The sequence below is a fragment of the Nocardioides caldifontis genome, from assembly GCF_008087345.1.
Classification (GTDB): Bacteria; Actinomycetota; Actinomycetes; order Propionibacteriales; family Nocardioidaceae; genus Marmoricola_A; species Marmoricola_A caldifontis.
Genome location: NZ_VHIB01000001.1, coordinates 717,972 through 737,601, shown reverse-complemented (window position 1 = coordinate 737,601; position 19,630 = coordinate 717,972). Strand labels below are relative to the sequence as shown.

The 19,630-nt window shown below is 71.4% G+C and carries 17 protein-coding genes; 4 read left to right on the top strand and 13 right to left on the bottom strand.

What is annotated here, in order from left to right; translation table 11 throughout:
- Positions 1-3: 3 nt before the first annotated feature.
- The 6 genes from FIP57_RS11625 to FIP57_RS23220 all read right to left on the bottom strand — a co-directional run bounded on the left by FIP57_RS11625 (position 4) and on the right by FIP57_RS23220 (position 8,206).
- Entirely contained in the window at positions 4-1,671 is a 1,668-nt protein-coding gene (locus tag FIP57_RS11625; protein ID WP_148573650.1) for a sensor histidine kinase, read from the bottom strand.
- 112 nt (positions 1,672-1,783) lie between these two features.
- A complete protein-coding gene (gene menB / locus FIP57_RS11620; RefSeq protein ID WP_148573649.1) occupies positions 1,784-2,641 on the bottom strand; it encodes a 1,4-dihydroxy-2-naphthoyl-CoA synthase in 858 nt (285 codons plus the stop codon).
- Between the two features lie 12 nt (positions 2,642-2,653).
- The gene (locus tag FIP57_RS11615; protein ID WP_148573648.1) at positions 2,654-4,963 is read right to left on the bottom strand and encodes an MMPL family transporter; all 2,310 of its coding nucleotides are present in this window, start codon (positions 4,961-4,963) and stop codon (positions 2,654-2,656) included.
- A 23-nt stretch (positions 4,964-4,986) separates the two neighbouring features.
- Entirely contained in the window at positions 4,987-5,577 is a 591-nt protein-coding gene (locus FIP57_RS11610; RefSeq protein ID WP_162529780.1) for a TetR/AcrR family transcriptional regulator, read from the bottom strand.
- A 197-nt stretch (positions 5,578-5,774) separates the two neighbouring features.
- Entirely contained in the window at positions 5,775-7,970 is a 2,196-nt protein-coding gene (locus tag FIP57_RS11605) for a catalase (RefSeq protein WP_148573646.1), read from the bottom strand.
- 77 nt (positions 7,971-8,047) lie between these two features.
- Positions 8,048-8,206 (bottom strand): hypothetical protein, encoded by a 159-nt coding sequence (locus FIP57_RS23220; RefSeq protein WP_162529779.1) that lies wholly within the window; start codon positions 8,204-8,206, stop codon positions 8,048-8,050.
- Positions 8,207-8,311: 105 nt separating this feature from the next.
- Here FIP57_RS23220 and FIP57_RS11600 point away from each other — a divergent pair, with 105 nt between their 5' ends.
- Genes FIP57_RS11600 through FIP57_RS11590 form a run of 3 tightly spaced genes read left to right on the top strand, consistent with a single transcriptional unit; the run spans position 8,312 to position 13,188 of the window.
- Entirely contained in the window at positions 8,312-9,496 is a 1,185-nt protein-coding gene (locus FIP57_RS11600) for a zinc-dependent alcohol dehydrogenase (RefSeq protein ID WP_148573645.1), read from the top strand.
- Positions 9,493-10,698, top strand: a complete 1,206-nt coding sequence (locus tag FIP57_RS11595) for a cytochrome P450 (RefSeq protein ID WP_148573644.1) — start codon at positions 9,493-9,495, stop codon at positions 10,696-10,698. The genes FIP57_RS11600 and FIP57_RS11595 overlap by 4 nt, the downstream gene beginning before the upstream one ends.
- Positions 10,699-10,728: 30 nt before the next feature.
- Complete coding sequence (locus tag FIP57_RS11590) at positions 10,729-13,188, top strand: phosphoketolase family protein (RefSeq protein ID WP_148573643.1); 2,460 nt, start codon at positions 10,729-10,731, stop codon at positions 13,186-13,188.
- Between the two features lie 156 nt (positions 13,189-13,344).
- Here the strand turns inward: FIP57_RS11590 and FIP57_RS11585 are convergent, their stop codons facing one another.
- From FIP57_RS11585 to FIP57_RS11565, 5 genes are all read right to left on the bottom strand, one after another.
- On the bottom strand, positions 13,345-13,725 hold the full coding sequence (locus FIP57_RS11585; protein ID WP_148573642.1) for a cupin domain-containing protein: 381 nt from the start codon (positions 13,723-13,725) through the stop codon (positions 13,345-13,347).
- Positions 13,726-13,790: 65 nt separating this feature from the next.
- The gene (locus FIP57_RS11580) at positions 13,791-14,243 is read right to left on the bottom strand and encodes a MarR family winged helix-turn-helix transcriptional regulator (protein WP_148573641.1); all 453 of its coding nucleotides are present in this window, start codon (positions 14,241-14,243) and stop codon (positions 13,791-13,793) included.
- Positions 14,244-14,408: 165 nt separating this feature from the next.
- A complete protein-coding gene (locus FIP57_RS11575; RefSeq protein WP_148573640.1) occupies positions 14,409-14,864 on the bottom strand; it encodes a hypothetical protein in 456 nt (151 codons plus the stop codon).
- Between the two features lie 2 nt (positions 14,865-14,866).
- The gene (locus tag FIP57_RS11570) at positions 14,867-16,093 is read right to left on the bottom strand and encodes a fatty acid desaturase family protein (RefSeq protein WP_148573639.1); all 1,227 of its coding nucleotides are present in this window, start codon (positions 16,091-16,093) and stop codon (positions 14,867-14,869) included.
- 39 nt (positions 16,094-16,132) lie between these two features.
- Positions 16,133-17,236, bottom strand: a complete 1,104-nt coding sequence (locus FIP57_RS11565) for a ferredoxin reductase (RefSeq protein WP_148573638.1) — start codon at positions 17,234-17,236, stop codon at positions 16,133-16,135.
- Positions 17,237-17,401: 165 nt separating this feature from the next.
- On the opposite strand from FIP57_RS11565, the gene FIP57_RS11560 reads away from it, so the two are divergent.
- Positions 17,402-17,833 carry a hypothetical protein gene (locus FIP57_RS11560; protein WP_148573637.1) on the top strand — a complete coding sequence of 144 codons (432 nt, stop codon included), beginning with the start codon at positions 17,402-17,404 and terminating at the stop codon, positions 17,831-17,833.
- Positions 17,834-17,854: 21 nt separating this feature from the next.
- On the opposite strand, the gene FIP57_RS11555 is transcribed toward FIP57_RS11560, so the two are convergent.
- Together FIP57_RS11555 and FIP57_RS11550 are read right to left on the bottom strand one after the other, a co-directional pair.
- Complete coding sequence (locus tag FIP57_RS11555) at positions 17,855-18,982, bottom strand: winged helix DNA-binding domain-containing protein (RefSeq protein WP_148573636.1); 1,128 nt, start codon at positions 18,980-18,982, stop codon at positions 17,855-17,857.
- Positions 18,983-19,099: 117 nt separating this feature from the next.
- Entirely contained in the window at positions 19,100-19,540 is a 441-nt protein-coding gene (locus FIP57_RS11550; protein WP_148573635.1) for an iron chaperone, read from the bottom strand.
- Between the last annotated feature and the right edge of the window lie 90 nt (positions 19,541-19,630).

Below are 19,630 nucleotides of genomic sequence, written 5' to 3'. Positions count from 1 at the left end.
GGGTCAGGCGACCGCCTGGTCGCGCGCCGGGTCGTAGGACTCGTCGGGCACGGCCTCGTCGACGGCCTCGTCGAGCCGGCTCGGCTGGGCGTCGGCCCTCGGGATGCGCCACGTGACCAGCGTCCCGCCGCCCTCGTTCGCGGACCACGTCGCGGTGCCGCCGAACTGGCGCGCCCGGTCGGTGAGGTTGGTGATGCCGCTGCTCCGCGGGAGCGGGTCGGGGAGACCGACGCCGTCGTCGGCGATGCGGACCTCGTAGTGGTCGTCGCCGCCGTGGAAGGACACCGTCACCGACGACGCCCGGGCGTGGCGGGCCACGTTGGAGAGCCCCTCCTGGATCACCGAGGCGAACTGCGCCACCAGCTCGGCAGGGACGCCGGCCACCTGGCCGGTCACCTGCACCGCGGGCATGGAGCCGAGGATCCGGGAGGCGCGGGCCGCGATGTCGCGGACCACCTGCTCGATGTTGTCGTGGTCGCCGACGCTGGTCAGCTCGAAGATCGAGTTGCGCAGCTCGCGGATCGCGAGGTCGAGCTCGAGGGCCACGGTGTCGAGGTTCTCGGGGAGCTTGGAGTCGGTCCGGCCCGAGGCCGCGGCCTCCTTGCGGGCGGTCCGGCTGAGCCCGGCCATCTGCAGCCCGGCGGCGAAGATCCGCTGGATGACGCGGTCGTGGAGGTCGCGGGCGATCCGGTCGCGCTCCTCGAACAGCGCCAGCTTGGTGCGCTGCAGGTTGAGCTGGTGGGACCGCGCCCGGACCGAGTCCTCGAGGACGCTGTTGACGCGGTGCAGCTCCTCGAGGAGGGTGTCGCGCTCGCGGTCGATGCGGTAGGCGGCCTTGCCGACGCGGTACCCCACCGCCAGCACCACGACCCCGACGAAGGTCACCAGGACCGCCATCCCGGCCGCCGCGTCCCAGGTGCCGTTGCGCTGCAGCTTGGTGGTCACCCACCCGGCGAACGGGATCAGCAGGACCGCGACGGGCACCAGCGAGCGCTGCAACCGGGCACCGGGGTCACGGCCGAAGGCGAGCCACTGCAGGACGCCGGAGGGGACCTTCAGCCAGAGCGCGAGCGCGCAGGCCACGATCAGCAGCGCGTTGACCGCCGACATCTGGGAGTAGGTGCCGATGCTGGTGAGCGTGTCGAGCCCGTAGGTGTAGCTGACGAGCGCGGAGATCCCGAGGACGAGAGGTACGGCGAGCGCCCACTGGGCCGACCGGCGGCGATCGGCCACCACGAGCAGCCCGCCGAGGGCGAGCCCGATGAACGACAGCGCGGCGCTCTCCGAGGAGCGGCCGGGGTGGCGCACGTCGCTGGCCCAGTCGTCGACGAGGAGCTCGTCGATCCCGAGGTCGACCGAGAACGCGTACTGCGACAGCGTCACGACGCCGATCACCAGCGCGCCCGCGAGCAGGAGCTGCTTGGCGACGCGGCGCGGCGCGAGGACGGCGACCGCGACGAACCCGAGCGCCAGGGCGCCGTTGATCTTCGTCGTCGCGGCCCCGGGGCCCGCCCCGATGATCCAGTGGAGCTCCAGGAGCCAGCCGAGCGCGTTGACCACCGCGACCACCAGGACGGCGGCAGCGAGGCAACGCGCCGTGGTCCGGGCGCGGGTGTGCCAGACCGCACGCTCGTCGGCGTGACGGCTGGTCATCGGCGCAGTGCTGGACACGTGACTCCTCTCCGCGTCCGATTCTGGGCCCTTGGTCCCGTCCGCGTGGGTAGTTCGGGAAAATCGGCGCAATGTCACGCGCGGGCGGGGACGACCCCGCGGCACGGCTGGATCAGGCGCGGCGGGGGAACCGCTCGAACTCGGGGCGCCGCTTCCCCTTGAACGCCTCGCGCCCCTCCTGGGCCTCCTCCGAGCCGTAGAAGAGCAGGTTCGCGTCGTGGGCGAGCTGCTGGATCCCGGCGTACCCGTCCTCGTGGGCGTGGAAGCTGGCCTTGAGCAGCCGCAGCGCGAACGGCGACAGCTGGAGCATCTCGCGGCACCACTGGACCGTCTCGCGCTCGAGGTCGGCGAGCGGGACGACGGTGTTGACCAGCCCCATGTCGAGCGCCTGCTGGGCGTCGTACTGCCGGCAGAGGAACCAGATCTCCTTGGCCTTCTTCGGGCCGACCAGGTCGCTGAGGATGCTCGCGCCGAAGCCGCCGTCGAAGGAGCCGACCTTGGGACCGACCTGGCCGAAGCGGGCGTTGTCGGCCGCGATCGTCAGGTCGCAGACCAGGTGGAGCACGTGGCCGCCGCCGATCGCCCAGCCGGCCACCATCGCCACGATCGGCTTCGGGCAGCGCCGCATCTGGACGTGGAGGTCGGTCACGTGGAACCGGCCCGTCGCGCCCTCGTGGGTCTTGTAGCCGCTGTCGCCGCGGACCCGCTGGTCGCCGCCCGAGCAGAACGCCTTGTCGCCCTCACCGGTGAGGATGATCGCGCCGACCGCCTCGTCCTCCCGCGCCAGGTCGAGGGCGTGGGAGACCTCGATCAGGGTCTGCGGCCGGAAGGCGTTGTGCACCTCGGGGCGGCAGATCGTGATCTTGGCGATCCCGTCCTCGGTGGTCTCGTAGCGGATGTCGTCGTACTCACCCACCTGGCGCCAGGTGACGGGGGCGGTGAGGTCGACAGGTGCGGGGCGGTCAGTCATGCGCGCCATTCTTCACGAGACGAGCTGGGGCTCGTCGGTGCGGTAGTGGCCCTCGAGGTGCGGCCGGTCGAGCTTCTCGCCCTCGACGTCGACCTCGGGGAGGAGCCGGTCGAGCCAGCGCGGCAGCCACCACGCCTTCTCGTGCATCAGGTAGAGCAGCGCCGGGATCAGCACCATCCGGACCACGAAGGCGTCGAAGAGCACCGCGACGGCGAGGGCGAACCCCATCGACTTGATGATCGGCTCGTCGATGAGCATGAACGCGGCGAACACCGAGGTCATGATCAGAGCCGCGGCGGTGACCACCCGGGCGCTGTTGCGGAACCCGTCGACGACCGCCTCGCGGAACGAGGCCCCGTGGATGTGCGCCTCGCGGATCCGCGTCACCAGGAAGACCTGGTAGTCCATCGCCAGCCCGAAGACCACGCCGATGAGGAAGATCGGCATGAAGCTGACGATGGGCTGCCCCTCGAACCAGCCGAACGCGCCCTTCTGGAACACCGCGACCGTGGCGCCGAGGGTGGCCAGCACCGACAGCAGGAACCCGAGCGTGGCGGTGAGCGGGATCAGCACCGAGCGGAAGACCAGCATCAGCAGGATGAAGGCCAGCCCGATGACCACCGCGAGGTAGACCGGGAGCGCGTCGGCGAGCCGGTCCGAGACGTCGGTCGTGATGGCGGTGAGGCCGGTGACGCCGACGTCCGTGCCGGTGTCGGCCTCGATCTGCTCCTCGCCGTCCCGGAGCGACTCGAGCAGCTCCTGGGTGGCGGTGTCCTCCGGGCCGCTCTGCGGGGTGACCAGCACCTGGGCGCCGCTGCCCTCCTCGTTGACCGCGACGACCTGCGCGTTGAGCACGTCGTCCTGCTCGGCGACCCACTGGGTCACCGCACCGAACGCCTGGCCCTGCTCCTCGGGGCTCCCGGCCTCGCGGGCGTCGACGACGACCAGCATCGGGCTCTCCCGCCCCGGGCCGAACGCGTCGGTGATCAGGTCGGACGCCTTGCGCTGCGTGGTCTCCGGGGAAGCGGTGGAGTCGGTCGGGAACGCGAGGTGGAGGTCCTTGAGCGGGATGGCGATCGCGCCGAGCGCGATGACGACCGCGACGACGGCGAGGACCGGGGCCTTGCCGACGGTACGGGCCCACCGGACGCCGTTGTTGAGCACGTGGCCCCGGGCGTCGCGCTCCGGCGTGTAGCGGCGCACCCGGCCTCCGAACGCCTTCGACTTCAACATCCCGAGGATCGCGGGGAGCAGGGTCAGCGCCACGAGCACGGCGACGGCCACGGTCGCGCCGGCGGCGACACCCATGCTGGTGAGGAACGGGATCCGGACGACCCACAGGGCGACGAGAGCGATGATCACCGTCAGCCCGGCGAAGACGACGGCCGAGCCCGCCGTACCGACGGAGATGCCGACCGCCTCCTCGCGGTCGTCGGTGTGCTCGAGCTCGCTGCGGTAGCGGGCCAGGATGAACAACGCGTAGTCGATGCCGACGGCGAGGCCGATCATCGTGGCGAGCGTCGGCGTGGTGGAGCCGATGTCGCCGAAGGCGGTGGCCGCGGTGATGCCGGTGATGCCGATGCCGACCCCGACCATCGCGGTGAGGATCGGGAGCCCGGCGGCGACCAGCGAGCCGAAGGTGAGCAGCAGGACCACGAGCGCGAACGCGATGCCGACGAGCTCCGAGGCGCCACCGGGGAGCTCGGTGTCGGAGGTGCCGGCGCCGTTGGCCTCGGCGACCAGCCCGCCGTCACGGGCGTCCTCGAGGACCTCCTCGAGCGCCTCGCGCGTCTCGGGCTCGACGTCGAGGACGGTGTCGACGTCGTACTCGAAGGTGATCAGCCCGACGCGGCCGTCCTCGGAGAGCGGGGTGAGCGCGGCGGCGTTCTCCTTCGCGACCTCGGGGTCGGTGCCGTTCTTCTCGGCGGCGTCGAGGAGCGCCTGCTCCTGGCCGGCCGCGGCGGTGACCGGGTCGACGATCGACTCGGGGGCCGGGGCCTGCGGGAGCCCGCGGAGCTCCTCGACCAGTGCCTCGACCTTCTTCGCCACACCCGGGTCGCTCAGGGTCTTGCCCTCGGGCGCCGCGACGACGACGTTGACGGTCGCCTGGTCGAAGGCGTCCTTGCTGCTCGGGAACAGCTCGGCCTGGAGGTCGGCGGCCTCCTCCGAGGGGATCCCCGGGATCGTGAAGCTGTCCGTCATGGGCTTGGAGAAGGCGCCGGCGAAGGCGCCGATGCCGACCAGCACGACGATCCAGCCGGCGACGAAGACCGGCCAGCGCCGGTAGGCGGTCTTGCCGAGCCGGTAGAGCAAGGTGGCCACGAGGTTCTCCTACAGGTGAAGGGTCAGGCGAAGAGCTCGCGGGCGAACCGGATGCTCTGGTCGAAGTGGTGGGCCAGGTCGCGGCGGCCGCCGTCCTGGACGAAGGCGGTCAGCGAGACGTCGAAGAGGCAGGCGAGCAGCCCGATCGCGACGCGGGCGCGGTGGTCGCCGTACGACGCACCCTCGCGGTGCGCGACCTCGGCGACGAGCCGCTCGCTCAGCGCGTGGAACCGCTGGTGGGTCGCGGCGAGCAGCTTCGGGTTGTCGTTGAGCAGCCGGCGGGCCCGCGCGAGCTCTTCGCGCTCGAGCTCGTGGGAGTCGAGGATCGCGTCGGCGAGCGCCGTCAGGTCGGCGACCAGGTCGCCGTGCGGACCACCGGCGCGGAACTCCTCGAGCGCGCTGGCCGGGAGCTCGAGCGGAGGGCCGAGGACGGCGTCGAGCTTGCCGGCGACGTGGTTGAAGAGGGTACGGCGAGACACCCCCGCGGCCTCGGCGAGCTCGTCCATGGTGAACCCGTCGTAGCCGCGCTCGTCGGCCAGCCGCTGCGCCGCGAGCGTGATCGTGCGCGCCGTCGAGGCACCACGCGACGCCCGCTCCGTTGCACTTTCGGCCATAGAGTGCATGGTTGCACGGTGCACCAAACCGGCCCAAGGCGAGCCGGTGTGATCCGCACGACGCGCCCTCTGCGGCCGAGTCGTCGCATCTTCACGGCCGGAGAGCGTCGAGGGGGGGGGGGGGGGGGGGGCGGGGGGGGGTGGGGGGGCGGGGGGGGGGGGGGGCCCCCCCCCCCCCCCCCCCCTCGGCGGGTGGGTCAGGAGGAGGCGGGGACGAACCGCTCCCAGACCCGGTGGCTCTTCATCAGCGTCATCACCTCGGTCAGCGTGGCGGCCGGCCCGCTGCCCTTGGCGATGCCCGGCGCCGAGGTCGCGATGCCGGCGGCCTCGAGGGCGGTCGCCCCGTCACCCCAGCAGCCGATCGCCTTGCCGTGGCGGAACGCCTCCTGGAGCAGCACGGCCACCCGGCCGTCGAGCGCCGTCGGGATCGGGTTCGCGTCCGGACCACCACCGGTCGAGGCCGGAGGCTGCGGCGCACCGGCGACGAGGACGGCGTCGAGCTCGATCGACCGGACGGTGGCGAAGGTCCGCTGGGCCATCAGGCCGTGGGGCAGCTCGCCGCCGTGCTTCGCGACGACGTACGGGACGCCGCCGGCGCCGAGGATCGTCGCCCGGACCTTGTCGAGCCCCTTCAGCGTCGACGGGTCGTCGACGTCGACCACGATGCCGATGATCCGCCCGTCCGGCTTGGCCTCGGTGGTGACCATCGAGAGCGCCTCGCTCGGCTCGACGTCCGGCAGCTCCGGCGACGGCGGGCACGGGAGCCCCAGCCCGGCGGCGACGCCCGCGCAGAGCTCGGGGTCGACCTGCGCCAGCACCAGCAGCTCGCGCTCCTTGATCGCCTGCTCGTAGCACTTGCCGAGCTCGAAGGTGAACGCCTCGATGATGTGCGTCTTCTCGATCGGCGTCATGCTCTTCCAGAACAGCCGCGGCTGGCTGAAGTGGTCGTCGAAGCTCACGTGCTTGTCGCGCACCTTCGGCCCCTCGGCGACCTTCACGGGGATGTCGACGAACGAGCGCTCCTCGGTCGGGAAGGGGTTCCCGCCGTCCAGCGAGTTCGGCTGGTACGGCGCCACGCCACCGTGCACGGCGTGCTGGTGGAAGCCGTCGCGGAACATGTCGTTGACCCCGGCGTGCGGCCGGTTGATCGGGATCTGGTTGAAGTTCGGCCCCGCCAGCCGGGTGAGCTGCGTGTCGAGGTAGGAGAAGTTCCGGGCCTGCAGCAGCGGGTCGTTGGTGGCGTCGATGCCGGGCACCAGGTGGCCGGTGTGGAAGGCGATCTGCTCCACCTCGGCGAAGAAGTTCGTGGGGTTCCGGTTGAGGGTCAGCAGCCCGACCGGCTGCACCTCCGCGAGCTCCTCGGGGACGATCTTCGTCGAGTCGAGCAGGTCGATCCCGGCGAACATCTCGTCCTCGGTGTCGGGCATGACCTGGATGCCGAGCTCCCACTGCGGGTAGGCGCCGGCCTCGATCGAGTCGTACAGGTCACGGCGGTGGAAGTCCGGGTCGACACCGGCGGCGAGCTGCGCCTCCTCCCACACCAGCGCGTGGGTGCCCAGCTTCGGCTTCCAGTGGAACTTCACGAGGACCGTCTCGTCCTTGTCGTTGACCATCCGGAAGGTGTGGACGCCGAACCCCTCCATCATCCGGTAGGAGCGCGGGATCCCCCGGTCGGAGTTGTTCCACATGACGTGGTGGGTCGCCTCGGTGTGCAGCGACACGAAGTCGTAGAAGGTGTCGTGCGCGCTCTGCGCCTGCGGGATCTCCCGGTCGGGGTGCGGCTTCCCGGCGTGGATGATGTCGGGGAACTTGATGCCGTCCTGGATGAAGAAGACCGGGATGTTGTTGGCGACCAGGTCCCAGTTGCCCTCACGGGTGTAGAACTTCGTCGCGAACCCGCGGGTGTCGCGGACGGTGTCGGCGGAGCCCCGCGACCCGAGCACGGTGGAGAACCGCACGAAGACAGGGGTCTTCTCGCCCTTCTTGAACACTGCGGCCTTGCAGACGTTCTCCGCGGAGCCGTAGGCCTCGAAGACGCCGTGCGCGCCGGCGCCGCGGGCGTGGACCACGCGCTCGGGGATCCGCTCGTGGTCGAAGTGCATGATCTTCTCGCGCAGGTGGTGGTCCTGCAGCAGCGTCGGGCCACGCCGGCCCGCCTTGAGCGAGTGGTCGGTGTTGCGGACCCGGACGCCGGTCGCGGTGGTGAGGTGCTCACCCTGCTGGGCGGCGGCCGTCGGCGGCGCGCCGACGTCCGCGCCCGTCGGGCTGGACGGCTTCGGCTGCCCCTGGTCGGGCTTCGGCGGGAGCGGGCCACGCGGCTGCGTCGGCTCCTCCAGGGAGGGCGGCTCGGGTGCGGGTACGCCGGGGATGAGGCCGTCGCCGGGCTTGCTCATGGTTCTCCCAAGGAATCGATGATCTGGAAACGTTCAAGCCCTACCCGTGGCGTTGCTCGTCAACCGCCCGGACGGGCTCACTCCTCGACGGCGCCGGGGTCGTCCTGACCCTCGGCCGGGTCCTGTGGGTGGACCTGCGGCTGGTCCTCGCGCGACTGGCCGGTGCGGTCGTCGTCGGTGTCGGCGCCCTCGGCGGGGTCCTGCGGGTGGGTGCGCGGCTGCTCCGGAGTGCTCATGGTGGTGACGTAGCCGTCACGCCGAGCGCGCAAACCCCGTCGCGTCGTTTCGCACCCACGGGGGCGGGTAGTCCGACAGCAGCGAGACGACGACGAGAGGGAGCCATGCGCGCACTGACCTGGCAGGGGATCGAGGACGTCCGGATCGAGGAGGTCCCCGACCCCCGGATCGAGGAGCCCACCGACGCGGTCGTGCGCGTGACGTCGACCGCGATCTGCGGCTCCGACCTGCACCTCTACAAGGTGCTCGCGCCCTACCTGACCCCCGGCGACGTGCTCGGCCACGAGTTCATGGGCATCGTCGAGGAGGTCGGCAGCGGCGTCACGAACCTGCAGCCCGGCGACCGGGTCGTGGTGCCGTTCAACATCTCCTGCGGCCACTGCTGGATGTGTTCGAAAGGCTACTTCGCGCAGTGCGAGACCACGCAGAACACCGACCAGGGCAAGGGCGCCAGCCTCTTCGGCTACACCAGCCTGTACGGCGCGGTACCGGGCGGCCAGGCCGAGAAGGTCCGCGTCCCGCACGCGGACTTCGGCCCGGTGAAGCTGCCCACCGACCACCCGGACGAGCGGTGGCTCTACCTCTCCGACATCCTGCCGACGGCGTGGCAGGGGGTTAAGTTCGCCGACGTGGGCGAGGGGGACTCGCTCGTCGTGGTCGGGCTCGGACCCGTCGGCCAGCTCGCCGTACGGTCGGCGAAGCACCTGGGCATCGACAAGGTGATCGGCATCGACCTGGTGCCCGAGCGGCTCGCCAAGGCCCGGGAGGCAGGCGCCGAGGTCGTCGACGCCCGCGAGGTCAAGGAGGTCGGCGACGCGGTCCGCGACCTGACCGGCGGCCGTGGCGCCGACGGCGTCCTCGAGGCGGTCGGCATGGAGGCGCACGGCAACCCGATCGCGGAGAAGCTCATCGGGCTCGCCAGCCACCTGCCGAAGGCGCTGGCCCGGCCGGCGATCGAGAACGTCGGCATCGACCGGCTCGCCGCGCTGTACTCGTCGTTCGACTGTGCGCGCCGCGGCGGCACGGTCTCGATCAGCGGGGTGTACGGCGGGATGGCGGACCCGATGCCGATGATGTCGCTGTTCGACAAGGGGCTGACGCTGCGGATGGGCCAGTGCCACGTCAAGCGGTGGACCGACGAGCTGTTCGAGATCGCCAACCGTCCTGACGACGTGCTCGGCCTCGAGAGCCTGGCCACCCACCGGGTCGGGCTCGACCAGGCGCCGGAGATGTACTCGGTCTTCCAGAAGAAGCAGGACGAGTGCCTCAAGGTCGTCCTCACGCCGTGACGGACCTCCTGGCGCGGCTGCTGCGGCACGGCTACCACGCGGTCGCGGCGGACCGCGCCGCCCGCGGGGTGGCCGAGTCGACGGGCGACAGCTACGTCTCGCGGCTCACCGGCCGGCGCGCGGTGATCCTGCGCGGCCACGACGGCGTGCGGCTGTTCTACGACGAGACGACGATCCGCCGGAAGGGCGCGATCCCGTTCCCGCTCCGCGGACTCCTCTTCGGCCGGGGAGCGGTGCACGGGCTCGACGACACCGACCACAAGGTCCGCAAGGCGGTCTTCCTCGACCTGCTCGCGTCCGGACGGTTCGAGCCACTGGTCCGATCGGCCGGGGAGCGGCTCGCGCGCCGCGCCGGAGCCTGGGGCGACCGCCCCGTCAGGCTGTACGACGAGCTGGTGGAGGTCTACGGCCGCACCGTCCTGGAGTGGGGCGGCGCCGCGGTGGCACCTTCCGAGGCGAGGCGGATCAGCCGGGAGCTGGCCCTGATCGTCGACGGGTTCGGGGGTGCACCCCGCGCGTACTCCCGGGGGTGGGTGGCTCGGGCCCGCTGCGACCGCTGGGCGCGGCGGCTCGTCGAGGAGACCCGCGACGGCACCCGCACCCCGCCGTCGGGCTCGGCGCTCGCGGTGTGGGCGGCGACCGACCTGCCCGCCACCGTCGCCGCCGTGGAGCTGCTCAACGTGCTCCGGCCGACCGTCGCCGTGGCCTGGCTCGGCGCCTTCGCGGGGCTGTACCTCGACGAGGCGCCGGAGTGGCGCGACCGGCTCCGCACGGACGCGACGACACGCGACCACGTGGCCTTCGCGCACGAGGTCCGGCGGTGCGCGCCCTTCGTGCCGGTGCTCGCGGGGAAGGTCCGGCGGCCGACCCGGCACCAGGGCGTCGAGCTCCGCAAGGGCGACCGGGTCGTGCTCGACGTGTGGGGCACCGACCAGTGGGCGCCGTACTGGCAGGACCCGGCTGCCTTCCGTCCCTCGCGCTTCCTCGACGGCGACCCCGGACCGTACGACTTCGTCCCGCAGGGCGGCGGGCTCCCGACCGGCCACCGTTGCCCGGGCGAGCCGCTGACCGTCTCGCTGCTCGCCGAGACCGTGCGCGTGCTGGCCCACGTGGACAGGACCGTGCCTCCGGCCGCTCACGACGTGACCCTGGCGAGGATGCCCACGCTGCCCCAGGATGGACTCGTGCTGGGACCCCGTTGACCCCTGATCTCCCGACCGGAAGGCGACACCGTGGCCCGTGCGACGAAGACCCGGAGCACCGTGAGCGGCAAGCCGCTCGACCGCGCTACCCTCAAGCGGATCGACCGCTGGTGGCGGGCGGCCAACTATTTGTCAGTTGGACAGATTTACCTGATGGACAACCCGCTGCTGCGGCGGCCGTTGCGCCCTGAGGACGTGAAGCCGCGGCTGCTCGGGCACTGGGGCACCACGCCGGGGCTGAACTTCGTCTACGCCCACCTCAACCGGGCGATCAGCCAGCGCGACCTCGACATGATGTACATCATCGGGCCGGGTCACGGCGGGCCCGGGCTGGTGGCGTCGGCGTACCTCGAGGGGACGTATTCAGAGGTCTACCCCGAGATCGGGCAGGACGAGGAGGGGCTGAAGCGGCTCTTCACGCAGTTCTCGTTCCCCGGCGGCATCCCCTCGCACGTCGCCCCGGAGACGCCCGGGTCGATCCACGAGGGCGGCGAGCTCGGTTACGCGCTGTCGCACGCCTACGGTGCGGCCTTCGACAACCCCGAGCTCGTCGTCGCCGCGGTGGTCGGGGACGGTGAGGCCGAGACGGGGCCGTTGGCGACGAGCTGGCACTCCAACAAGTTCGTCGACCCGCGCCGCGACGGGGCCGTGCTGCCGATCCTGCACCTCAACGGCTACAAGATCGCCAACCCCACGGTGCTCGCCCGGATCCCCGACGACGAGCTCATCGCGCTGATGAGGGGCTACGGCCACACACCGTACGTCGTGGAGGGCTCCGACCCCCAGACGATGCACCAGGCGTTCGCCGCCACCCTCGACCGGTGCCTCGACGAGATCCGGGACATCCAGCGGGAGGCGCGGTCGACGGGTGGTCGAGCAGGGTCGAGACCCGTCGAGCGGCGCCCCTGGCCGATGATCGTCCTCCGCTCCCCGAAGGGGTGGACCGGGCCGGAGTCGGTCGACGGCAAGCCCGTCGAGGGCAACTGGCGCTCCCACCAGGTGCCGTTCGCTGACGCCCGTGGCGACGAGGGTCACCGGAAGGTGCTCGAGGAGTGGATGCGCAGCTACGGCCCTGACGAGCTGTTCGACGAGTCCGGCGCGCCCGCCGAGGACATCCGCTCGCTGCACCCGGCCGGCGACCGGCGGATGAGCGCCTCGCCGCACGCGAACGGCGGGCTGCTGCTGAAGGACCTCCGGCTCCCCGACTTCCGCTCGTACGGCGTCGAGGTCCGTGAACCTGGGACCGGCGCGGTCGAGGCCACCCGCGTGCTCGGCACCTTCCTGCGCGACGTGATGGCGCGCAACATGGAGACCTTCCGGCTCTTCGCCCCGGACGAGAACAGCTCGAACCGGCTCCAGGACGTGATGCAGGTGACGGACCGGACCTGGAACGCCCGCATCGTCGGCGACGACGACCACCTCTCCCCGGACGGCCGGATCATGGAGATCCTGTCGGAGCACATGTGCGAGGGGTGGCTCGAGGGGTACCTCCTCACCGGTCGGCACGGCCTGTTCTCCTGCTACGAGGCGTTCATCCACGTGGTCGACTCGATGTTCAACCAGCACGCGAAGTGGCTGAAGACCACCGACGACATCCCGTGGCGGCGGCCGATCGCGTCGCTGAACTACCTGCTGACCTCGCACGTCTGGCGCCAGGACCACAACGGGTTCTCCCACCAGGACCCGGGGTTCATCGACCACGTGATGAACAAGAAGGCCGAGGTCGTCCGGGTCTACCTGCCGCCGGACGCGAACACGCTGCTCTCCACGGTCGACCACTGCCTGCGCAGCAAGCAGTACGTCAACGTGGTGGTCGCCGGGAAGCAGCCGGCGCTGCAGTACCTCACGATGGACGAGGCGGTCGTCCACTGCACCAAGGGCATCGGCATCTGGGACTGGGCCAGCAACGACGAGGACGGCGAGCCCGACCTGGTGATGGCGTGCGCCGGCGACGTGCCCACGATGGAGGCGCTGGCCGCGACCGAGATCCTGCGGGGCTTCTTCCCGTCGCTGCGGATCCGGTTCGTCAACGTGGTCGACCTGATGCGGCTGCAGCACCACGAGGAGCACCCGCACGGACTCCGCGACGCCGACTTCGACTCGCTGTTCACCACCGACAAGCCGGTGATCTTCGCCTACCACGGATACCCCTGGCTGATCCACCGGCTGACCTACCGGCGCACCAACCACGAGAACGTCCACGTCCGCGGCTACAAGGAGGAGGGCACGACGACCACGCCCTTCGACATGACCGTGGTGAACCAGGTCGACCGGTACGACCTCGCGATGGACGCCATCGACCGCGTGCCCTCGCTCGGCCCGGTCGCCGGCCACGCGCGGGAGGCGCTGAAGAACAAGCTCATCGAGCACCGGCAGTACGTCCGCACCCACGGCGAGGACCTCCCCGAGGTCCGCAGCTGGCAGTGGGGCGCCGGTGGTGGGCCCGCCTTCAGCACGCGGGACCCGGAGAAGGAGGCCCCCGAGTCCTGAGGTGTCGAACCGCCCCTCGTGGCGCGGGTGGGTGGTGTTGAGCCGCCCCTCGTGGCGCGCGGAGTTGGGTTGAACCGCCCTTCGTGGCGTGCGGATCTGCGTCGAGCCGCCCTTCGTGGCGTGCGGATCTGCGTCGAGCCGCCCTTCGTGGCGCGGTCAGCGGGCCCAGGGGACCTCGACGGGGTCGCCGCCGCCGATCATGGCCTGGCTGCCGGGGCGTGCCGCGGTGAGCGTCACGGCCGGCCCGTCACCCTCCGCCGCGAGCTGTCGGGTGGCGCCGGCCACGAGGACGACGGCTCCGCCCTTGGGTACGACGGTCGTCTCACCGTCCATCTCGACGTGCAGCGCTCCGTCGAGCACCACGACGACGTGGTCGCGGTCCACGACGTGCACCGGGCCCGGCGTACCCACGGGCAGCTCGCTGCGCCACACGGCGACGTCGGCGGACGGCCGGGTCGTCGAGCCGGCGTACGTCCGCATCGTGGCCGCCGGCGTGGCAACGATGTCGAGCTCGTCCAACGACCGGATAGATGACATGACGCCTCCTGATAGACAACGAGGTTGCCTATCTCAGCATCGGACAACTCGGTTGTCCATCAAGTTCACCACCCTGGTCTGGTCACCCCGTCGACCGACGAGGCTGCGACGACCTCCTCGAGCACCTTCCGTGAGGTGCCCATGCGCCGAGGGCCGACGAGGGCGGCCCACTGCTCCTCCAGCTGCGCCTGCACCTCGGCGGAAAGTCGCACGACCTCCCGCCCACGTGGGGTCACCGCCAGCGGCCGACGGCGGGCATCGCCGGTCGACCGGTCGAGGTGAGCAACGTACCTCTCGTCGAGCAGCCACTGGAGCAGCTTGGCCGCGCCCTGCTTCGTGATGCCGAGGCGGGGCGCGACGGCCGACGCCGTGTCATGACCGTCGAGGATCGCGAGCAGGGCGTACCCGTGCGCGGGCCGGAACCCCGGGTGCCCCCTGCTGGTCAGCTCGTCGTGGAGCTTGGTGAGCCCCTCGGTGACCGCGAGGGACAGCAGACGAACCAGCGGCAGGTCGGACATCCGGGCACGCTAGCCGCCCGCGCAGGCAACCGACAACCGCGTTGACCGTCTGAGCGCCGATCCGCCCCGCCCGCCCGCCACGAAGGGCGGCTCAACACCACGCCCGCCCGCCACGAAGGGCGGCTCAACACCACACCCGCGCGCCACGAGGGGCGGCTCAACACCTCACGCGGTCGGGGAGAACGTCCGGGTGTCGAGGAGCGAGTTGGGCTGGAACGTCGGGCGCCGGTCGTCGTCCTCCTTGCCGGGGCGGACGAACTCGAAGCCGGCGGTCGTGGCGAGCACCCACTCGTCCACGGGGGTCGGCTGGCCGAGCACCGGCAGGTCGACGACGGCGTACACCGAGAGCAGCCGCTCGGCGCACTCGACGTGCGACGGCGGGAAGTGGAAGGCGTTGCGGTCCACCTCGGTGCGGCTGCCGAGGAACGCGATCGGCCGGCCGAGCCCGGCCCCGCACACGCCGCAGACACGGCTGAGCGCGCACTGGGTCACCCGGCGCTTGTCGAGCTCCCGCGCGGACGGCGGGGTTCCCGGCTCACCGGTGCCGCACCCGAACGGCACCGGCAGGCCGAGCTCCGCGTCGGCCGGGAGCTTCTCGAAGGGCTTCGGCGAAGGATCCATGCTCAGTCGTGCATCCTCTGCTTGCCGCCGCGGGACCAGCCACCCAGCTCGGTGCGGCGGGGCGGGCGCTCCGCGTCGGAACGGCGCTTGTGCTCCTGCTCGTAGCGGTTCGCGGTGTCACGCCGCTGCGGCTGCGTCGGATTCTTGTCCTTGGTCCAAGAATTCGGCAGTGACAGCTTCATGATCGTCCGCAGCGCCTGACCGTACTGCTTGTGCAGCGGGCCCGTGGTGTAGGGGATGTCGTACTTCCGGCACAGCTCCTGCACCCGCTCGGAGATCTGCGCGTACCGGTTGCTCGGCAGGTCCGGGTAGAGGTGGTGCTCGATCTGGAAGCTCAGGTTGCCGGCCATGATGTGCATCAGCGGCGAGCCGGTGAAGTTGGCGGCGCCGAGGATCTGCCGGAGGTACCACTCCGAGCGGGTCTCGTCCTCGAGCTCCTCCTCGGTGAAGTGCATCGCACCGTCGGGGAAGTGGCCGCAGAAGATGATCACGTAGGCCCACAGGTTGCGGATGATGTTGGAGGTCAGGTCCGCGGTGAGCGTCGTCTTCCAGTTCGGGCCGCTGAGCGCCGGGTAGACGAGGTAGTCCTTCGTCGCCTGCCGCCCGGCCTTGCGAGCGAGCTGCTTGAGCTGGCGCTTGAGCTCCTTGGGGTCCTTCTTGCCCTTCCGGATCCGTTCGATGTCCAGGTCGTGCAGCCCGACCCCCCACTCGAACAGCGTCGCGAGCATCGCGTTGTAGACCGGCTGCCCGAAGTAGTAGGGGTTCCACTTCTGCTCGCGGGCCATCCGGAGGATGCCGTAGCCGATGTCGTTGTCGTAGCCGAGGACGTTGGTGAACTGGTGGTGGATGTAGTTGTGCGAGTGCTTCCACTGCTCGGCCGGCTGGATCGTGTCCCACTCCCAGTTGCTGGAGTGGATCTCCGGGTCGTTCATCCAGTCCCACTGGCCGTGCATCACGTTGTGGCCGATCTCGATGTTCTCCAGGATCTTCGCGATCCCGAGCATCGCCGTTCCGGCCGCCCACGCGGGCTTCTTGTTGCTGAAGAGCAGCGTCACCCGGCCGGCGAACGCCAGCCCGCGCTGGATCCTGATGACCCGGTTGATGTACGCCGCGTCGGCAGCGCCCCGGGACTCCTCGATCTCGGTCCGGAGCGCGTCGAGCTCCCGACCGATCTGCTCCACCTCGTCCTCGGTGAGGTGGCAGTACTCCTTGACGTCCGCGATGGCCATGCGGTCTCCCCTGTCGTGCGGTCGTGTGCGGTCGGTCGGTCAGATGTCGAGCGTGCAGTCGCCCAACGCGGCGGTGACGCAGGTCTGCACCTGCTCGTTGGGCTGGTTGAACTCGTCGCCGTTGCGGAGGTCCTTCACCGCGCCGCTGACGAGCGTGAGCGTGCAGGTGTGGCAGATCCCCATCCGGCAGCCGTAGGGCATCCCGACGCCGGCCTGCTCCCCGGCCTCGAGGACCGTGGTCGCGCCGTCGACGTCGATCGTCTTGCCGGAGTTGCGGAAGGTGATCGTCCCGCCCTCGCCGCCGTTGCTGCCGAGCTGGAGCGAGAACCGTTCGAGGTGCAGCTGCTCCTCGAGACCGGCCTCCTTCCAGTGCTCGTCGATCGCGTCCAGCATCGGGCCGGGGCCGCAGGCCCAGACCTCCCGCTCCCGCCAGTCCGGGCAGAGCTGGTCGAGGTCGGCGAGGTCGAGCATCCCCTCGCTGTCGGTGTGCAGCTTGTGGAGGGTCAGCCCGTCGTGCTTCCCGGCGAGCTGGTCGAGCTCGTCGCGGAAGATCATCCGCTCGGCGGTCGGCGACGAGTAGTGCATGACGACATCGGGCATCGTGCCGCGCCGGTCGAGCGTGCGGAGCATCGCCATGATCGGCGTGATCCCGCTCCCCGCGACGAGGAAGAGCACCTTCTCCGGCGGCGGGTCGGGCATCACGAAATCGCCCTCGGGGAGCGCCAGCCGCACGATCGTCCCGGGCGTCAGCCCGTTGACGAGGTGCGACGAGAGCAGCCCTTCGGGCATCGCGCGCACGGTGATCGCGATGTGCCGCCCGTTGCGCTTGGGCGGGGAGCTGATGGAGTACGAGCGCCACTGGAACTTGCCGTCGACCTGCACGCCGATGCCGACGTACTGCCCCGGGTGGTGCTTGTAGCGCCAGCCCCACCCCGGGCGGATCACCAGCGTCGCGGCGTCCTCGGTCTCCTTGACCACCTTCTCCACGCGGCCGCGGAGCTCCCGCGAGCTCCAGAGCGGGTTGACGAGCGAGAGGTAGTCGTCGGGGTGGAGCGGCGTGGTGAGCTGCGAGCCGAGCGCCCGCACGCGCTCCCACGGAGTCCGCTGGTCCTTCTGTTCCTTCTCGGCCGTGCCCTGAGCCATTCGTACCCCTGACGTGTCTGCTCCCCGTTGCCGCCCTCCCGCGGCTTGACTTTCAGTGAACGCGTGTTTACTGAAATCCGTCAACACCCTTCCCCCGGATCAGCGGGGGTGAAACGGGTTGCACGCGAAAAGGAACCAGTGGGGCGGCCGGTGCGTCGCACCTGCGTGACCACACGGGTGCCGAGGACGGCCTGGCTGCTCGCCGCCCTGCTCGGGGCGGCGCTGGCACCGTTCCCCCAGCCGTCCGCGAGCGCCTCCTGCTCGGCGCCTGACCTCGAGACCGACGGGCTCGTGCTCCGGCCCGGAGCGGAGGTCGTCGTCGAGGGCCGGGGGTTCCTCGACGGGTGCCAGGACAGCATGGGGTGCACGGAGTCGTTAGGCTGCTCCTCCTGCGAGTACGACGAGCCGCCACCCGAGCCGACGGCCGACGTCGCCCTGGTGCTCCGCCAGGGCGGTCGCACGTGGCAGCTCGGGACCGTCGACGCCGACGCGGACGGCAGGGTCGCCTGGCGGTTCACCGTGCCGCGAGGCCTCCGCCACGGGACGGCCCGGCTGGTCCCGGCCGAGGGTGTCCCCGCGCGGGTGCCGGTGACCTGACCCAGGTCACCCGACCCCGCGTCAGCTCCGGACGACGAGCTCGTGCTCCAGCCCCAGGAACGCGCCGTACCGGGCGGCCGCCGCCTGGAGGGCGTCCTGCTCCACGGCGGAGAGCGAGCCGCGGTACGGCACCACGTCGAACCGCACCCTCCGGCCGACGGTCCGCTTCATCGACCCCACCATCTGCCCGTCGACGAGTGCCATCCCGATCGCTGACTCCCGCCCCGTCGGCACGAGCCCGTCGGCGTCGAGCACCATCCGGCTCTCCTGGTACCCCCGGTAGAGCTCGTCGAGGATCTGCAGCAGGTGGCCGGCGGGCTGCTGCTCCCCGGCGGGCGGCTGAGCGCCCTGGGCGTGCCAGTAGGTCCGGTCGTCGAGCTCGAACGAGTCGAGCCGGTGCTGCACCTGCGCGAGCCCGCGCCGGACGTCCCCGAGAGTGAGCGTCGCCCAGTAGGCCAGGTCGCGCTCGGTGGCCGGGCCGTGGCTGGTGAAGTACCGCAGCGCCAGCCTGGCCAGCGCCTCGTCGCGGTCGACCGGCGGCGCGGCCGGGACCCGGTCCTCGAAGCGGGCGTAGGTGTGGACGCCTTCCCGCGGGCTGCCGCTGCACACCAGCCGGTCGAGCTCGAGGACGCCGAGCAGGTGCATCAGCGGCTGGCCGGCGAGCTCCATGCCGGCCTCCGCGAGGTGCTGCGCCAGCTCCTCACGGGTCCGGTCCGGCTCGCCGCCCAGGACGTCGAGCACGAGCTGCGTCGCCCGGTCGACGTCGTCGGCACCGAGCCCGTGCACCTCGCCGAGCTGCCGGAAGACCACGGGGCGCACCCGGGGCGCGGTGACCTCGATCAGCCACGCCACGTCGTCGGTGGCGACGAAGTGCCAGGTGGGGCGGAGGACGTGGGTCCGGATGACGGTGCCGCGGTCGAGCAGCCCCGCGAGGTTCGCGGCGTCCGGCCGGCGGCTGCGGCAGGCCACGGCCCACGCCGCCTGGCCGGCGTTCTCCGCCTGCACCGCCAGCAGGTGGCGGACGACCCCGCCCGACGAGTCCGCGTGCGGGGTGACCAGCTGCTGGCCGCGCAGGCGCCAGCGGGCGAGGTCACGCGCTGACCGGGGCGGGCTGCTCGTCGGGGTGCTCGTCGGCGTCCGGGCGCTCATCCGGGTCAGCACACCACGGAGCCGGATCCGTCCGCCAGAGCACGACGACGGGCTCTTGGGGCTCCGGCTCACCCATCGCCTCGAGGAGCGCCCGTCGCATCGCAGGGGTGCACATGGTCAGGAGACCGCGGCCTTCACGAGCCGGGTCACCTTCTCCTCCACCGCCGGGGTCCACCTGACCACCGCGTAGGAGACCGCCCACATGTCGCCGTCGTCGAGGTTCGCGTTGTCCTGGAAGCCGATCGTGGCGTAGCGCGCCCCGAACTTCCCTGCGTCCTGGAAGTACACGACGGGCTTGCCGGCGGCGTCGGCGTAGGCCGGCATCCCGTACCAGGTCTTCGGCGTGAGCTCCGGCGCCGTGCGCGTCACCACGACGTGCACCCGCTCCGCCAGCTCGCGGTCTGCCGGGTCCATCGAGGCGATGCGGTCGAGAACCGCCTTCAGCAGGTCGGCCTTCTTCGCGCCCTTCTTGCCCTCCGCGCGCAGCTCGGCCGCGCGCTCCTTCATCGCCGCCCGCTCCTCGGCGGTGAACCCGTCGGGGACTCGTGTGCTGGCCATGGCTTGCTCCTCTCCTGGGTCGGCGGGGTGCCGCCCGGTCGGGATCGACGCTAGGCGCCGGCGCGAGGGTGACGCTTCTCGATTCGTGAC

Coding starts and splice junctions, on each gene's coding strand:
- menB (WP_148573649.1), bottom strand. CDS start 2,641: ATGACTGACCGCCCCGCACCTGTCGACCTCACCGCCCCCGTCACCTGG.
- FIP57_RS11610 (WP_162529780.1), bottom strand. CDS start 5,577: ATGGCCGAAAGTGCAACGGAGCGGGCGTCGCGTGGTGCCTCGACGGCG.
- FIP57_RS11605 (WP_148573646.1), bottom strand. CDS start 7,970: ATGAGCAAGCCCGGCGACGGCCTCATCCCCGGCGTACCCGCACCCGAG.
- FIP57_RS23220 (WP_162529779.1), bottom strand. CDS start 8,206: ATGAGCACTCCGGAGCAGCCGCGCACCCACCCGCAGGACCCCGCCGAG.
- FIP57_RS11600 (WP_148573645.1), top strand. CDS start 8,312: ATGCGCGCACTGACCTGGCAGGGGATCGAGGACGTCCGGATCGAGGAG.
- FIP57_RS11585 (WP_148573642.1), bottom strand. CDS start 13,725: ATGTCATCTATCCGGTCGTTGGACGAGCTCGACATCGTTGCCACGCCG.
- FIP57_RS11580 (WP_148573641.1), bottom strand. CDS start 14,243: ATGTCCGACCTGCCGCTGGTTCGTCTGCTGTCCCTCGCGGTCACCGAG.
- FIP57_RS11575 (WP_148573640.1), bottom strand. CDS start 14,864: ATGGATCCTTCGCCGAAGCCCTTCGAGAAGCTCCCGGCCGACGCGGAG.
- FIP57_RS11570 (WP_148573639.1), bottom strand. CDS start 16,093: ATGGCCATCGCGGACGTCAAGGAGTACTGCCACCTCACCGAGGACGAG.
- FIP57_RS11565 (WP_148573638.1), bottom strand. CDS start 17,236: ATGGCTCAGGGCACGGCCGAGAAGGAACAGAAGGACCAGCGGACTCCG.
- FIP57_RS11555 (WP_148573636.1), bottom strand. CDS start 18,982: ATGAGCGCCCGGACGCCGACGAGCACCCCGACGAGCAGCCCGCCCCGG.
- FIP57_RS11550 (WP_148573635.1), bottom strand. CDS start 19,540: ATGGCCAGCACACGAGTCCCCGACGGGTTCACCGCCGAGGAGCGGGCG.